The sequence below is a fragment of the Edwardsiella hoshinae NBRC 105699 = ATCC 33379 genome (assembly GCF_000474215.1).
GTDB lineage: Bacteria > Pseudomonadota > Gammaproteobacteria > Enterobacterales > Enterobacteriaceae > Edwardsiella > Edwardsiella hoshinae.
This window is the reverse complement of record NZ_BAUC01000026.1, coordinates 32,063-48,528: the sequence shown is the minus strand read 5'-3', so window position 1 is coordinate 48,528 and position 16,466 is coordinate 32,063. Positions and strand designations below refer to the sequence as shown.

Here is a 16,466-nt window from a genome sequence, read left to right as displayed (position 1 = left end):
GGGGAACCTTTGCTGAAGTCACGAATTATAACTGCATTAATTTTGGTCCCGGTGGTCATCGCCGCACTCTTTTTGCTGCCGCCACTGGGCTTCTCGCTGGTGACACTCGCCGTGTGTATGTTGGCCGCCTGGGAGTGGGGGCAGTTGGCGGGGTTCGCGAACCGTCATCAGCGCATCTGGGGCGCCGTAATCTGCGGGTTAGTACTGGCGGCGATGCTGCTGGGGATGCCCGAGTTTAACCGTAGTGTACATTTACCGCTGATCGCGGGGTCGTTATGGGCCGCCGCTGGCTGGTGGCTACTGGCGTTGTTCCTGGTTTTTTTCTATCCCCGCTCTGCCGGTTGGTGGCGCAATTCACGGCTGATCAAGGTGCTGTTCGGTGTCGTCACCATCCTGCCGTTCTTCTGGGGGATGGTCGCGTTACGTCAGTATGGTTACGAGACGAACCACTACCGCGGCGCCTGGTGGCTGCTCTATGTCATGTTGCTGGTCTGGGGCGCCGACTCCGGCGCTTATATCTTCGGCAAGCTGTTCGGTAAGAACAAGCTGGCACCGAAGGTCTCGCCAGGAAAGACCTGGGAGGGATTGATCGGGGGGCTGATCACCTCGGCGCTGATCTCATGGCTGTTCGGCCGCTATGCCCCGCTGGATATTGATGTCCGCATTCTGCTGATCTGTTCCGTGATCGCCGCGCTGGCCTCGGTATTGGGTGATCTGACCGAGAGTATGTTTAAGCGTGAGGCCGGGATTAAAGACAGTAGCCATTTGATCCCCGGTCATGGTGGTGTGCTGGATCGTATCGACAGTTTGACGGCCGCCGTGCCGGTCTTTGCCTGTTTGATGCTCCTGGTGTTCGGCCAGGCTTAACTCGGTGAGGGAGAGGCGATGAGTAACATCCTGTGGGGATTGCCGGCGTTCCTGGTGGCGTTAGGCATACTGATCACCGTGCACGAGTTCGGTCACTTCTGGGTGGCTCGCCGCTGTGGTGTGCGCGTCGAGCGCTTTTCCATCGGTTTCGGCAAGGCGCTATGGCGTCGTGTCGATCGCCGAGGAACCGAGTTCGTCATCGCGCTGATTCCCCTAGGTGGCTACGTTAAGATGCTGGACGAGCGCGTCGAGCACGTCTCGCCCGAGCTACGCCATCAGGCGTTTAACAACAAGAGCGTGGCGCAACGCGCCGCGATCGTCAGCGCAGGCCCTATCGCTAACTTCCTGTTTGCCATCGTCGCCTATTGGCTGGTGTTCGTCATCGGCGTGCCCAGTGTGCGTCCGGTCATCGCCGAGGTTACCCCCGGATCTATCGCCGCTGCCGCCCATATTGAGCCGGGAATGGAACTGAAGGCGGTTGACGGTGTCGATACTCCGGACTGGGAGTCGGTGCGCTTGGCCTTGGTCGGGCAGATCGGCGATCGTTCAACCACTCTCGCTGTCGGGCCTTTCGCTAGCGATGTGGCCACGACGAAGCGGCTCGACCTCAGCGACTGGCGTTTCGACCCGGATCGCCAGGACCCGGTGGTATCGTTGGGGATGATTCCGCGTGGGCCGACCATCGAGCCGGTGGTCGCCGGGCTACAAAAGGGGGCGGCGGCGCAGAAAGCGGGTTTACAAGTAGGGGACAGGATCGTTAAAGTCAATGGCGATTCGATTAGTGGTTGGCGTGATTTTGCCCTGCTGATCCGGGATAATCCTGGGCGGACATTGGCGTTGACGGTCGAGCGGAACGGTAGCCCGTTGACGCTGGCGTTAACGCCGGAGAGTCGGCGCGTGGCGCGCGGCCAAGAACAGGGATTCGCCGGCGTGGTGCCCCAAGTGATCCCGTTGCCAGAAGAGTATAAAACTATTCGTCAGTACGGGCCTTTCGTGGCACTGTATCAGGCGACGGATAAGACCTGGCAGCTGATGAAGCTGACGGTCTCCATGTTGGGTAAACTGATTACCGGTGATGTTAAGTTAAACAATCTGGGCGGTCCTCTCTCCATTGCACAGGGGGCGGGGGCGGCGGCCGAGTATGGCTTGGTGTATTACCTGATGTTTTTAGCGCTGATCAGCGTTAACTTGGGGATCATCAACCTGTTTCCCTTACCGGTTCTTGATGGGGGACATCTGCTGTTTCTTGCGCTGGAAAAGCTCAAGGGCGGGCCGGTGTCCGAGCGAGTTCAGGCTTTCGGCTATCGCATCGGCACGATTTTGCTGATGCTGTTTATGGGGCTTGCACTTTTCAATGATTTCTCGCGACTTTGATGCGCGGGATTGTTAGGAAGAACGCATAACAACGATGGCGATGAAAAAGTTGCTCTTAGCGTCGCTGCTGTTTGGCAGCGCAACCGTATACGGTGCAGATGGTTTCGTAGTGAAAAATATTCATTTCGAAGGACTGCAACGGGTCGCCGTCGGTGCGGCGTTACTTAACATGCCGGTTCGCGTGGGCGATACCGTCTCGGACGAGGATTTGAGTAATACCATCCGCGCACTGTATGCCACCGGAAACTTCGAGGATGTGCGTGTCCTGCGGGATGGCAATAATCTGATCGTACAGGTTAAGGAACGGCCGACTATCGCCAGCATCACCTTCTCAGGCAATAAGTCGGTGAAGGATGAGATGCTGAAACAGAACCTGGAGGCTTCCGGGGTTCGCGTCGGCGAGGCGTTGGATCGCACCACCCTATCCAGCATCGAGAAGGGGCTGGAGGATTTCTACTACAGCGTCGGTAAATACAACGCCACCGTGAAGGCGGTGGTGACGCCGTTGCCGCGTAATCGTGTGGATTTGAAGCTGGTCTTTACCGAAGGTAAATCAGCCCAGATCCAGCAGATCAACATCGTCGGTAACCATGCCTTCAGCAGTGCCGAACTGCTGGGGCACTTCCAACTGCGCGACGATGTCCCGTGGTGGAACTTGATGGCCGACCGTAAGTATCAGAAGCAGAAGCTGGCCGGCGACCTTGAGGCGCTGCGCAGCTACTATCTGGATCGCGGTTATGCGCGTTTTGCTATTAATTCGACCCAGGTCAGCCTGACGCCGGATAAGAAAGGGATCTACATCACCATCAACATCAGCGAAGGCGATCAGTATAAGCTGCAAGGGGTGGATGTGACCGGCAATATGGCGGGCTACAGCGCTGAGATCAGCCGGTTGACCAAGGTGGAGCCGGGCGAGCTGTATAACGGCGCCAAGGTTACCAAGATGGAAGACCAGATTAAACAGTTACTGGGCCGCTACGGCTATGCCTACCCACGGGTACAGACGCAGCCGGAGATCAATGACAAGGATAAGACCGTTATCCTGCATATGAATATCGATGCCGGTCACCGTTACTATGTGCGTCAGATCCGCTTCGTCGGCAACGACACCAGTAAAGACGCGGTGCTGCGCCGTGAGATGCGTCAGATGGAGGGCGCCTGGCTGGGGAGCGATCAAGTCGAACAGGGTAAAGAGCGTCTGAATCGTACCGGCTATTTCGAAAACGTCGATGTCGAGACTCAACGCGTGCCGGGGACACCGGATCAGGTCGATGTGATCTACAAGGTCAAGGAACGCAACACCGGTAGCTTCAACTTCGGTATCGGCTACGGTACCGAGAGCGGTGTTAGCTTCCAGGTCGGGGTACAGCAGGATAACTGGCTAGGCACCGGTAACGTGGTGGCGATCAACGGCACCAAGAACGACTACCAGACCTATGCCGAGCTATCGTTGACCGACCCGTACTTTACGGTGAACGGGGTCAGCCTGGGTGGCCGTCTGTTCTACAACGACTTTAAGGCTAACGACGCCGATCTGTCTGATTACACCAACAGCAGCTATGGGTTCGACGGTACCTTAGGTTTCCCGATTAACGAAAACAACTCGTTGCGCACCGGCCTGGGCTACGTGCATAACGACCTGTCTGACATGCAGCCGCAGGTGGCGATGTGGCGTTATTTGCGCTCCGTCGGTCAGAATCCGAGTGATAGCAACAGCGCGAGCTATAAGGCGAACGATTACACTTGGACGGCTGGCTGGTCCTATAACAACCTGGATCGCGGTTTCTTCCCGACAGCCGGCAACAAGGCCTCGTTGAACGGTAAGATCACCCTGCCGGGCTCCGACAACGAATATTACAAGCTGACCTTCGACAGCCAGAGCTACTTCCCGATCAACCAGGATCGTACCTGGGTGGTATTAGGACGGACCCGTCTGGGCTACGGTAATGGCTTCGGCGGTAAAGAGATGCCGTTCTATGAGAACTTCTATGCCGGTGGTTCAGGCACCGTACGCGGTTTCCAGTCGAACAACATCGGGCCGAAGGCGGTCTACCTGAACAGTAATGGCAGTGTGGATCAGAACAAGACCGGCGACAACGATGCGGTAGGCGGTAACGCTATGGCGGTCGCCAGCCTGGAGCTGATCACCCCGACGCCGTTCGTCAGCGAGCAGTATGCTAACTCCCTGCGCACCTCTGTGTTTATGGATGCCGGTACCGTATGGGATACCAACTGGGATCATACGGCCTATCCGACTCTGCCGGACTACAGCAAGGCGACCAATGTGCGCATGTCCGCTGGTGTGGCGTTGCAGTGGATGTCACCGCTCGGTCCGTTGGTGTTCTCTTACGCTCAACCGTTTAAGAAGTATGAAGGCGATAAGTCGGAGCAGTTCCAGTTTAACATTGGTAAGACTTGGTAATCGGCTACGCTATATCAGAGAGAGGCGTATCGGGGCGGTGAGGCCGTCAGCGCGCGTCTCTGGGTATAAAGGTGCGGGATCGCATCCGCTCCCTTTTTGCATACGCTCCGCTCAGCGCGTTCTTTTCTCTGGACGTGGTGAGACACGATGGGTCGGCGCCTGTGCAGTGACGTGTCATTGACACAACTAGGTGATGGTAAGGAGTTCAAAGTGAAAAAGTGGTTATATGCAGCGGGATTGGGCGTCGCAATGGCTGTCTCTGCCAACGTGCAAGCTGCTGAAAAAATTGCCTCTGTTAACGTTGCTAGCATTTTCCAGCAATTGCCACAACGCGAAACGGTGGCGAAGCAGTTGGAGAGCGAGTTCAAGAGCCGCGCGACCGAACTACAAGGGATGGAGCGCGATTTGCAGACGAAGATGCAGCGTTTGCAGCGCGATGGCTCCACGATGAAGGCCAGCGAGCGCAGCAAGCTGGAGAAGGATATCGCGGCACAGCGTGAAACCTTCGCCCGCAAGGCACAAGCCTTCGAACAGGACAATCGTCGTCGCCAGATGGAAGAACGCAACAAGCTGTTGAGCCGCATCCAGGATGCCGTCCGCAGCGTGGCGAAAGATAAAGGCTATGACATGGTGATCGACGCCAACGCGTTGGCCTACTCTCAGCCGTCTGACGATATCACTGCTCAAGTATTGAAACAGGTTAAATAAGGCATGGCTTCAATTCGACTGGCTGACCTTGCTCAGCAGTTGAATGCCGAGCTACACGGTGATGGCGATCTCGTCATCACCGGCGTGGCGTCGATGCATTCAGCACAAGCGAACCAGATTACTTTCCTGTCCAACAGCCGCTACCGTGAGCAATTGGCTGCCTGCCAGGCCGGCGCCGTGGTGTTGACGCAAGCGGATCTGGCTTATTGCCCTACCTCGGCGCTGGTCGTGAAGAACCCCTACCTGACCTACGCGTTGATGGCGCAATTGATGGACAGTACGCCACAACCGGCGAGCGGTATCGCGCCGAGCGCGGTGATCGATCCGACGGCCAAGCTGGGGGCGAATGTCGCTATCGGTGCCAATGCGGTGATCGAAGAGGGCGTGGAGTTAGGCGATGGGGCGATTATCGGCGCGGGCTGTTTCATCGGTAAGTTTGCCAAGATCGGTGCTGCGACCCGTCTGTGGGCCAATGTCAGCGTCTACCACCAGGTCGAGATCGGCGCACACTGCCTGGTACAGTCGGGTACGGTGATCGGCAGTGATGGTTTTGGCTACGCCAACGAGCGTGGTAACTGGGTGAAAATCCCGCAGCTAGGCAGCGTACGCATCGGCGATCACGTCGAGATCGGGGCATGCACCACCATCGACCGCGGGGCGTTGGACGATACGGTGATCGCCAGCGGCGTGATTATCGACAACCAGTGCCAGATTGCGCACAACGTCATGATTGGTGACAATACAGCAGTCGCCGGTGGTGTTATCATGGCCGGTAGCCTCAAGATTGGCCGTTATTGCCAGATCGGTGGCGCCAGCGTGATCAATGGCCATATGGAAATTTGCGATCAGGCGGTGGTGACGGGTATGGGCATGGTGATGCGTCCCATCACCGAACCCGGCATCTACTCTTCGGGTATTCCGCTTCAGCCGAACAAGACTTGGCGTAAGACGGCCGCGTTAGTGATGAATATTGATGAGATCAATAAGCGTCTCAAGGCCGTCGAAAAGAAAGTTCACAGCGATTAATGCCCGCCGGGCCCTCGGCCCAATCCGATTTGCGGCCTGCATCATCTTCCCTTGAGGAGTGAGGCAGGCCGTGTTGTTTGACATCCGTTTTTTTACAGGAAGAGTATTTTGACTACTGACACTCATACTCTCAATATTTCAGAGATCTTAGAACTGCTGCCGCATCGTTTCCCGTTCCTGTTGGTCGACCGTGTGCTGGACTACCAAGAGGGCAAATTTCTGCGTGCGGTGAAGAACGTCTCTTTCAACGAGCCGTTTTTCCAGGGCCACTTCCCGGGCAAACCGATTTTCCCAGGGGTGCTGATCCTCGAAGCGATGGCGCAGGCCACCGGTATCCTGGCATTTAAGAGCGTGGGTAAACTGGAGCCGGGTGAGCTGTATTATTTTGCTGGTATCGATGATGCCCGCTTCAAGCGCCCGGTACACCCGGGTGACCAGATGATTCTGGAAGTCGAGTTTCTCAAGGAGCGTCGTGGTGTGGCGCGTTTCAACGGTGTTGCCAAGGTTGACGGCAAGATCGTCTGCGAAGCGTCCATGATGTGCGCTCGTAACCGTGAGGCTTAATACGTGATAGATCAAACCGCCTTTATCCATCCCAGTGCCATTGTTGAAGACGGCGCGGTGATCGGTGCCGGAGTTCACATCGGCCCGTTCTGCTACATCGGTTCCCACGTCGAGATCGGTGCCGGCAGCGTGCTGAAGTCCCATGTGGTGGTCAATGGAATCACCAAAATCGGCCGCGATAACCAGATCTATCAGTTTGCCACCCTCGGCGAGGTGAATCAGGATCTGAAGTATGCCGGCGAACCGACCCGTGTTGAGATCGGCGATCGCAACCGCATTCGCGAGAGCGTCACCATTCATCGTGGCACGGTGCAAGGCGGTGGTCTGACGCGTATCGGCAGCGATAACCTGCTGATGGTCAATACCCACGTCGCGCATGACTGCGTGATCGGCGATCGGTGCATTCTGGCCAACAACGCGACGTTGGGGGGACACGTGACCCTGGACGATTACGCGATTATCGGCGGGATGACGGCTGTGCATCAGTTCTGCGTGATCGGGGCCCACGTGATGGTCGGGGGCTGTTCCGGTGTAGCGCAGGATGTGCCGCCGTATGTCATCGCCCAAGGTAACCACGCCACCCCCTATGGTCTGAACCTTGAGGGGTTGAAGCGTCGGGGATTCGATAAGAGTGCCTTACAGGCGATTCGTAACGCCTACAAGATCCTCTATCGCAGCGGTAAGACGCTGGACGAGGCGAAGCCGGAGATCGCGGCCCTGGCGCAACAGCAGCCGGCGGTTCAGTTGTTTGTCGACTTCTTCGCCCGCTCTACGCGTGGCATCATACGTTAATCCATGGTGCAGGCAGACTTGGGCCAACGCCCGCTCACCATTGGTTTGGTCGCCGGGGAAACCTCCGGCGATATTCTGGGGGCCGGCCTGATCCGCGCGTTGAAGGCCCGTCATCCCGATGCACGCTTCGTCGGCGTGGCTGGGCCGCTGATGCAGGCCGAGGGCTGCGAAGCCTGGTTCGAAATGGAAGAGCTGGCGGTGATGGGCATTGTCGAGGTGTTGGAGCGGCTGCCACGCTTGTTGACGATCCGGCGGGAGTTAACGCAACGCTTTACGGCGTTGCGGCCGGATGTATTCGTCGGTATCGATGCGCCAGACTTTAACCTGACCCTGGAGGGGCGCCTGCATCAGCGGGGAATCCGTACCATCCATTATGTCAGTCCCTCCGTCTGGGCCTGGCGTCAGAAACGGGTATTTAAGATCGCCCGCGCGACCGACCTGGTATTGGCCTTCCTGCCGTTTGAGAAAGCGTTCTACGATCGTTTCAACGTGCCGTGCCGTTTCATCGGCCACACCATGGCCGATGCGATGCCCTTGCTACCGGATCGCGCCGCGGCGCGTCAGGCGTTGGGCATCGCTGCCGATGCGCGTTGTCTGGCCTTGCTGCCGGGTAGTCGTAGCGCCGAAGTCGAGATGCTAAGCGCCGATTTTTTGCGTACTGCGCTGTTATTGCGTCAGCAGTATCCCGATTTGCAGATCGTCGTGCCGTTGGTCAACGCCCGGCGGCGCGCGCAGTTTGAGCGGATCAAGGCTGAGGTAGCGCCGGATCTGCCGGCGCACCTGCTGGATGGTCAGGCGCGTAATGCCATGTACGCCAGCGATGCAGCGCTACTGGCGTCAGGGACGGCGGCGTTGGAGTGTATGCTGGCCAAGTGTCCGATGGTGGTGGCCTACCGCATGAAGCCGTTCACGTTCTGGCTGGCGCAGCGTTTGGTGAAGACCGAGTTTGTCTCGTTACCGAATCTGTTGGCCGGTCGCGAGCTGGTGGCGGAGTTGCTTCAGCACGACTGCCAACCGCCGCGTTTGGCACAGGCACTGATGCCGTTATTGGCCGACGGCGCGCAGAGTGCGGCGCTGAAGCAGACTTTCTTGCAACTGCATCGCCAGATCCGTTGCGGGGCCGATGAACAGGCCGCCGAGGCGGTATTGGCGTTGGCTTATGCGCCTCAGGAGTCGAATCATGAGTGAGCGCTTTATTTATCCTGCCGCTGAGCGTATCGCCGGCGTGGATGAGGTCGGGCGTGGGCCGCTGGTTGGCGCGGTGGTGACGGCGGCGGTGATCCTCGATCCGGCACGCCCCATCGTCGGGTTGGCGGATTCCAAGAAGCTGACTGAGAAGCGGCGCAACGCGCTGTATGATGAGATCATCGAGAAAGCGTTGTGTTGGAGCCTCGGGCGAGCTGAGCCGGTGGAGATCGATCGTCTCAATATCTTGCACGCCACGATGCTGGCGATGCAACGGGCGGTGGCAGGACTGGTCTTGCAGCCGGATCTGGTGTTGATCGACGGGAATCGCTGTCCGACGCTGCCGATGGCGGCGCAGGCGGTGGTGAAAGGCGATAGCCGGGTCGCGGAGATCAGCGCCGCCTCGATCCTGGCCAAGGTGACCCGCGATCGCGAGATGGCTGCCTTGGATCGCCAATATCCGGGGTATGGTTTCGCCCAGCATAAGGGGTATCCCACCGCGCTGCATCTGGCGCGTCTGGCTGAGCTGGGCGCGACCGAGCAGCATCGTCGCAGCTTTGCGCCGGTGAAGCGGGTGTTGGGGCTGTGATTGCTCATTCCTCCTCGGGATGAGTGCATTTTCTGGTATTAAAGGGTAATCGTTCGATGGCGGAGCCGCGTTTCATACATCTGCATGTGCACAGTGACTATTCGATGATTGACGGGCTGGCTAAGACCGGCCCGCTGGTCAAGAAGGTCGCTGCGCTGGGGATGCCGGCCTTCGCCATCACCGATCATACTAACCTGTGCGGCCTGGTGAAGTTTTACGGCAGCGCGCATGGCGCCGGGATCAAACCGCTGGTCGGGGCTGATGTGTTGGTGCGCAGCGAGATGTTGGGCGACGAATTGGCGTCATTGACTATCTTGGCCTGCAATAACACCGGCTACCAGAACCTGACTCAACTGATCTCTCACGCCTATCAGCGCGGCTATGGCGCTGAGGGACCAACCATCGATCGTGACTGGTTGGTGCAGTACCGCGAGGGGCTGATCCTGCTGTCCGGCGCCCGTCAGGGGGACGTCGGTAAGCTACTGCTGCGCGGTAACCAGGCGCTGGTCAATGAGTGCGTCGATTTCTACCAACATTATTTCCCCGATAGCTATTTCCTGGAAGTGGTGCGCACCGGTCGTCCCGACGAAGAGAATTATCTCCATATGGCGGTCGAGTTGGCGCAACAGCGCGATCTGCCGCTGGTGGCCAGTAACGACGTCCGCTTCCTGGAGGCGTCGGACTTTGACGCGCATGAGATCCGCGTGGCAATCCATGATGGTTATACCTTGGATGATCCTAAGCGCCCGCGTAACTATAGCGCTCAGCAATATATGCGCAGCGAGGCGGAGATGTGCGAGCTATTCGCCGATCTGCCGGAGGCGCTACAAAACAGCGTAGAGATTGCTAAGCGTTGTAACGTCACCATTCGCCTCGGCGAATACTTTCTGCCACAGTTCCCGACCGGGGAGATGACGACCGAAGACTTCCTGGTGAAGAAGTCGCATGAGGGATTGGAGGCGCGTCTGGCGTTCCTTTTCCCCGACGAGGAGGAGCGTGCCCGACGCCGTCCGCCGTATGACGAGCGTCTGGAGATCGAGCTGAAGGTGATCAACCAGATGGGCTTCCCCGGCTACTTCCTGATCGTGATGGAGTTTATCCAATGGTCGAAAGATAACGGGGTTCCTGTCGGCCCGGGACGTGGTTCCGGCGCTGGTTCGTTAGTCGCCTATTCGCTGAAGATCACCGACCTCGACCCGCTGGCCTTCGATCTGCTGTTCGAACGTTTTCTTAACCCGGAACGTGTCTCGATGCCCGACTTTGACGTCGACTTCTGCATGGAGAAGCGCGACCGCGTGATCGATCACGTCGCCGAGATGTATGGCCGTGAGGCGGTATCGCAGATCATTACCTTCGGTACTATGGCGGCCAAGGCGGTGATCCGCGATGTGGGGCGCGTCTTGGGCCATCCTTACGGCTTTGTCGATCGTATCTCTAAGCTGGTGCCGCCCGATCCGGGTATGACCCTGGCGAAGGCCTTCGAGGCCGAGCCTCAGTTGCCAGAGATCTACGAGGCGGACGAAGAGGTGCGCGCGCTGATCGACATGGCGCGCAAACTGGAAGGGGTGACGCGCAACGCCGGTAAACACGCCGGTGGGGTGGTGATTTCTCCCACCAAGATCACCGACTTTGCCCCGCTGTATTGCGATGCCGAGGGCAATCACCCGGTCACGCAATTCGATAAGAGCGATGTGGAGTATGCCGGGTTGGTGAAGTTTGACTTCCTCGGCTTGCGTACCCTGACCATCATCAACTGGGCGTTGGAGATGATCAACGCGCGTCGCGCTCGCCAGGGGCTAGAGCCGGTGGATATTGCCGCCATCCCGCTCGATGATCAGAAGAGCTTCGACATCCTGCAACGCGCGGAAACCACGGCGGTATTCCAGTTGGAATCGCGCGGGATGAAGGATCTGATTAAGCGATTAAAACCGGACTGTTTCGAAGACATGATCGCGCTGGTGGCCCTGTTCCGTCCTGGCCCGTTGCAATCAGGGATGGTGGATAACTTCATCGACCGTAAGCATGGGCGTGAGGAGCTTTCCTATCCGGATCGCGATTGGCAGCATGAAAGCCTAAAACCGGTGCTGGAGCCGACCTATGGCGTCATCCTGTACCAAGAACAGGTGATGCAGATCGCCCAGGTCTTGGCGGGTTACTCGCTGGGTGGCGCCGATCTTCTGCGTCGAGCGATGGGGAAGAAAAAGCCGGAGGAGATGGCCAAGCAGCGCTCGGTATTCGAGGAAGGGGCCAAGAACAACGGCATCGACGGCGAACTGGCGATGCATATCTTCGACCTGGTGGAGAAATTCGCCGGTTATGGCTTTAACAAATCGCACTCCGCCGCCTATGCGCTGGTCTCCTATCAGACCTTGTGGTTGAAGACGCACTATCCGGCCGAGTTTATGGCGGCGGTAATGACGGCCGATATGGACAACACCGACAAGGTGGTCGGGCTGGTGGACGAGTGCTGGCGTATGGGGCTGAAGATCCTGCCGCCGGACATCAACAGTGGGCAGTACCATTTCCACGTCAATGATGAGGGCGAGATCGTCTACGGTATCGGCGCCATCAAAGGGGTGGGGGAGGGGCCCATCGAGGCGATCATTGAGGCGCGTAACCGCGGCGAGCAGGGGTATTTTAAGGATCTGTTCGACCTGTGCGCCCGAACCGACACCAAGAAGCTGAATCGGCGAGTGCTGGAGAAGTTGATCATGTCTGGCGCCTTCGATCGACTGGGGCCACATCGCGCCGCGCTGATGAGTTCGTTGAATGATGCACTCAAGGCTGCCGAACAGCATGCGCGCGCCGAGGCGATCGGTCAGGCAGACATGTTTGGCGTCTTGGCCGAGGAGCCGGAGCAGGTCGAGAAGTCCTATGGCAGCGTGCCACCCTGGCCGGCCCAGATGGTGTTGGATGGTGAACGCGAAACCTTGGGGCTGTATCTGACCGGCCATCCGATCACCCAATACTTGAAGGAGATCGAACGCTACGCTGGCGGCGGTCGCCTGAAAGATATGCATCCGACGGAGCGTGGTAAGATGACCACCGCCGTTGGCTTAGTGCTGGGCGCTAGGGTGATGACCACTAAACGTGGCAACCGCATCGGGATGTGTACCCTTGATGATCGCTCCGGCCGTCTCGAAGTGATGTTGTTCACCGATGCGCTGGAAAAATACCAGCATTTGTTGGAAAAAGACCGTATCCTGATCGCCAGTGGACAGGTCAGCTTTGATGACTTTAGCGGTGGCCTTAAAATGATCGCCCGCGAGCTCATGGATATCAGCGAAGCCCGTGAAAAATATGCTCGCGGACTTGCCATCTCGCTGACCGACAGGCAAATTGATGATCAGCTTTTAAACCGTCTCCGTGAAGCGTTGGAACCACATCGTTCGGGGACGATCCCAGTTCATCTCTATTATCAGCGTGCGGATGCGCGAGCCAGGGTTCGTTTTGGTGCGACCTGGCGCGTGACGCCAACAGATCGTCTGCTGCTCGATCTACGTACGCTGGTGGGAAACGAACAAGTTGAACTGGAATTTGACTAATATAGGAATACTATGAGTCTGAATTTTCTGGATTTTGAACAGCCGATTGCCGAACTCGAAGCGAAGATCGACTCGCTGAACGCACTCAGCCGTCAAGACGAAAAATTGGATATTAATATCGACGAAGAGGTTCAGCGCCTGCGTGACAAGAGCGTTGAGCTGACCCGTAAGATTTTTTCCGATCTGGGGGCCTGGCAAATTGCCCAATTGGCGCGTCATCCGCGTCGCCCCTATACCTTGGATTATATTCAGCATATCTTTACTGATTTCGATGAGCTGGCCGGCGATCGCGCCTTTGCCGACGACAAAGCCATCGTTGGCGGTATGGCGCGCCTGGATGGCCGCCCGGTGATGGTGATTGGCCATCAGAAGGGGCGCGAGACCAAAGAGAAGATTCGCCGCAACTTCGGTATGCCGGCGCCGGAGGGCTACCGTAAGGCACTGCGTCTGATGGAGATGGCCGAGCGCTTTCATCTACCGATTATCACGTTCATCGACACCCCGGGGGCCTATCCGGGCGTCGGGGCGGAAGAGCGCGGTCAGTCTGAGGCGATCGCCCGTAACTTGCGCGAGATGTCCGGGCTGAAAGTGCCGGTGATCTGCACGGTGATCGGCGAAGGAGGCTCCGGTGGAGCGTTGGCTATCGGGGTGGGCGATAAGGTTAACATGCTGCAATACAGCACCTATTCGGTGATCTCCCCGGAGGGATGCGCCTCCATACTGTGGAAGAGTGCCGATAAGGCACCGCTGGCAGCGGAAGCGATGGGCATCACCGCCCCGCGTCTACAGGAGCTGAAGCTGATCGATGCGGTGATCCCTGAACCCTTGGGTGGCGCTCATCGCGATCCGCAGACCATGGCGGCAACCCTGAAGGCGCAATTGGTCGCCGATCTGGGCGAACTGGATGCCCTGGAGATCGAGGCATTGCTCGATCGTCGTTATCAGCGTCTGATGAATTACGGCTATTGCTGATCTGCTTCATTTTCCTACCATTCTTATCATCAAGCCCGCTTGTCGGGCTTGATGTTTTTATTTCTTGTATATTTTCCGCAGTGAAAAGCTAACCTTTTTGGCGCATACGCGGCATAATCCGCCAAACTTTGTTACTTTTCGGGAGATACCGTGAAGCTTAACCGTATCCATCACATCGCCGTTATCGCCTCGGATTATGCGCGTAGCAAAGCGTTTTATTGCAAAATTCTCGGATTTTCCTTAATTCATGAGCAGTACCGAGCCGATCGCGACTCATGGAAGGGGGATCTGGCACTGGATGGCGTCTATACCCTAGAGCTATTTTCCTTTCCCTCCCCGCCGCCGCGTGTTTCGACACCTGAAGCATGTGGTTTGCGCCATCTGGCGTTCGGCGTGAGCGATCTGGCGGCGGCGGTTGCTGAGCTGACTGCCCAGGGGGTAGCGTGCGAAGCGGTGCGGCGCGATGCGTACAGCGGACGTGATTTTACCTTTTTCCGAGACCCCGATGGGTTACCGTTAGAGTTGTATCAGGATTGATTAACTATAAAAATAGTTACCCGAATAAATTAATAGATGGCGTGTAGGTGTTACTTTAAGCACTATGCTAGTATGACACGCTTTAGACTTTTCTCTCCGGGCAATTAGTACACTATGCAAGAGCAAACTTTCCGCGTAGGCGAGTGGTTAGTACTGGCGGCGGACAATAAAATCACCCGCGAAGGACGTGTGTTGGTACTTGAGCCCAGACTCATCGATATGCTGAGCTACTTTGCTCACCATCCGGATACGGTGCTGAGTCGGGATGAGCTGATCGACAATGTATGGAAACGAAATATCGTAACCAATCACGTTGTGACCCAGTGCATCTCTGAGTTACGCAAATACTTGAAGGATGGGCGCACCGAGGCTCCCGAGTATATCGTGACCGTACCGAAACGGGGCTATAAGTTGGTCGAGCCGGTGCTTTGGTGTAATGGGGAGAGTAGCGAACTGGCGCCGTCGACCACGCCAGTTGAATCGTCTGCCGCGCTAACCGGCGCTAGCGCGGAAACGTCGGCGGCAGCGGAGGCGCTCCCGCGGGCTTCGAGCGCGCCCGTAACCGCCGCGCCCGTGGAGACGGCGGTAAGCGTGACCGGCGCTGCGGCATCACCGGCGCCGGTTGCCCCGACGGTAACGGTGAGCGCGGATGCCCCGGCCGCGCGTATTCCGCGTTATAAACGCTCCTCGTTTTGGGTATGGGTTGCATTTTTGACCGCATTACTGTTATGTGTCAGTTTTGTTGGCTTAGCGGTGTTTAGCAATCGCGTGCCGGTGGCGCCACAGCCGATGTTACTCAACCCACGCGATATCGATATTCGTATCCAGGGAGGGAACAGTTGCAGCAACTGGACCAATCAACTCTCCTATGTGGTGGGGCTGAGTGAGGAGTTGACCCAAGGGCTAAACACCTATTCGACCTTCCTCGTCCATGACCAAACCAACTACAACTATGGTGGCGCCAGTAGTTCAGGTAAGTCGCTGTATATCGAGTTCGTTAACCAGCGCCACTATCGAGCGCAGCAGTGCTTCCTGTCGGTACGCCTGGTCGATAATGCCGATAACTCGGTGATGTTGGAGAAGCGCTATTTCATCACGCCGGATAATTTGTTGAGTGTGCAGAAGGACTTCATCGATAGCATTTTCTCCGTGCTTAAGGTAAAGATGCCACCTTCCTTGGCGTTACGCTACGACACCTTGGTGCCGACCCATAGCCAGATGTTGCAGCAGTATTACCAGGCGCACCAGTTGTTGCTACAGGGCGATGGGGAGTCGTTGAATCAGGCCAATCGCCTGTTGGCGCAGTTGATCAAGCAGGACCCTAACTTTGAGTATGCCAAGGCGGAAAAGGCATTGGTCGATATTCTGCTCAACTCTTATCAGCCCCTGAGCGCGCCTCAGCTGACGGCGTTGCGTCAGGAGATCAGCGAGGTTGAACAGAATGCCCTACTACAAGGTACTCCTATTATTCAGCAGATTTATACAGTCGACTATCTGGGACAGGGCAAGGTGGATCAGGCGTTTGCCGCCATCAATAAGGGGATTGAGCTGGAGATGTCCTGGCTGAACTATGTCTTGTTGGGCAAAGTGTACGAATTGAAGGGACAGAATAACCAGGCGGCGGATGCATATATCACCGCATTTAATCTGCGTCCAGGCAGCAATACCCTTTACTGGATTAAGAACGGCGTCTTTCAAACCAATATTGAACGCGTCGCCCCCTACTTGCTTAATTATGACACAGAAAGATCTGAATAAATTTGTGTTATAAATAATCAAGCCCGCCACCGATGAGGATAGCGGGCTTTTTTATTCCCGTCATTCCGTGTGTTAAATCTCAACTTTGTTCCTCTATCTATGGCTTTTAGTTATTTTTGTGTGACAA

Annotated in this window: 13 protein-coding genes; all 13 read left to right on the top strand. The window is 57.0% G+C overall.

Annotation, left to right across the window (positions count from 1 at the left end):
* Window positions 1-9 precede the first annotated feature (9 nt).
* The 13 genes from cdsA (at window position 10) to cadC (ending at window position 16,339) form a co-directional block, all read left to right on the top strand.
* Window positions 10-867, top strand: a complete 858-nt coding sequence (gene cdsA / locus EHO01S_RS12395) for a phosphatidate cytidylyltransferase (protein ID WP_024524252.1) — start codon at window positions 10-12, stop codon at window positions 865-867.
* Window positions 868-885: 18 nt separating this feature from the next.
* Entirely contained in the window at window positions 886-2,241 is a 1,356-nt protein-coding gene (gene rseP, locus EHO01S_RS12390) for a sigma E protease regulator RseP (protein WP_024524251.1), read from the top strand.
* 34 nt (window positions 2,242-2,275) lie between these two features.
* Window positions 2,276-4,663, top strand: a complete 2,388-nt coding sequence (bamA, locus tag EHO01S_RS12385; protein ID WP_024524250.1) for an outer membrane protein assembly factor BamA — start codon at window positions 2,276-2,278, stop codon at window positions 4,661-4,663.
* 210 nt (window positions 4,664-4,873) lie between these two features.
* Window positions 4,874-5,371, top strand: a complete 498-nt coding sequence (gene skp, locus EHO01S_RS12380; RefSeq protein ID WP_024524249.1) for a molecular chaperone Skp — start codon at window positions 4,874-4,876, stop codon at window positions 5,369-5,371.
* Between the two features lie 3 nt (window positions 5,372-5,374).
* Window positions 5,375-6,397: a UDP-3-O-(3-hydroxymyristoyl)glucosamine N-acyltransferase gene (gene lpxD / locus EHO01S_RS12375; RefSeq protein WP_024524248.1), complete on the top strand. Its 1,023-nt coding sequence runs from the start codon at window positions 5,375-5,377 to the stop codon at window positions 6,395-6,397.
* A 108-nt stretch (window positions 6,398-6,505) separates the two neighbouring features.
* Window positions 6,506-6,961 (top strand): 3-hydroxyacyl-ACP dehydratase FabZ, encoded by a 456-nt coding sequence (gene fabZ, locus EHO01S_RS12370; protein ID WP_005282947.1) that lies wholly within the window; start codon window positions 6,506-6,508, stop codon window positions 6,959-6,961.
* 3 nt (window positions 6,962-6,964) lie between these two features.
* Window positions 6,965-7,753, top strand: coding sequence for an acyl-ACP--UDP-N-acetylglucosamine O-acyltransferase (gene lpxA, locus EHO01S_RS12365; RefSeq protein WP_024524247.1), 789 nt, complete (start codon window positions 6,965-6,967; stop codon window positions 7,751-7,753).
* A gap of 3 nt (window positions 7,754-7,756) precedes the next feature.
* Window positions 7,757-8,941 (top strand): lipid-A-disaccharide synthase, encoded by a 1,185-nt coding sequence (lpxB, locus tag EHO01S_RS12360; RefSeq protein ID WP_035370551.1) that lies wholly within the window; start codon window positions 7,757-7,759, stop codon window positions 8,939-8,941.
* Complete coding sequence (gene rnhB, locus EHO01S_RS12355) at window positions 8,934-9,527, top strand: ribonuclease HII (RefSeq protein WP_024524245.1); 594 nt, start codon at window positions 8,934-8,936, stop codon at window positions 9,525-9,527. The genes lpxB and rnhB overlap by 8 nt, the downstream gene beginning before the upstream one ends.
* 56 nt (window positions 9,528-9,583) lie before the next feature.
* Window positions 9,584-13,072 (top strand): DNA polymerase III subunit alpha, encoded by a 3,489-nt coding sequence (gene dnaE / locus EHO01S_RS12350; RefSeq protein WP_024524244.1) that lies wholly within the window; start codon window positions 9,584-9,586, stop codon window positions 13,070-13,072.
* A 12-nt stretch (window positions 13,073-13,084) separates the two neighbouring features.
* A complete protein-coding gene (gene accA / locus EHO01S_RS12345) occupies window positions 13,085-14,044 on the top strand; it encodes an acetyl-CoA carboxylase carboxyl transferase subunit alpha (RefSeq protein ID WP_024524243.1) in 960 nt (319 codons plus the stop codon).
* Between the two features lie 150 nt (window positions 14,045-14,194).
* Entirely contained in the window at window positions 14,195-14,581 is a 387-nt protein-coding gene (locus EHO01S_RS12340) for a VOC family protein (protein ID WP_024524242.1), read from the top strand.
* 114 nt (window positions 14,582-14,695) lie between these two features.
* The gene (gene cadC / locus EHO01S_RS12335; protein WP_024524241.1) at window positions 14,696-16,339 is read left to right on the top strand and encodes a lysine decarboxylation/transport transcriptional activator CadC; all 1,644 of its coding nucleotides are present in this window, start codon (window positions 14,696-14,698) and stop codon (window positions 16,337-16,339) included.
* Window positions 16,340-16,466: the final 127 nt, after the last annotated feature.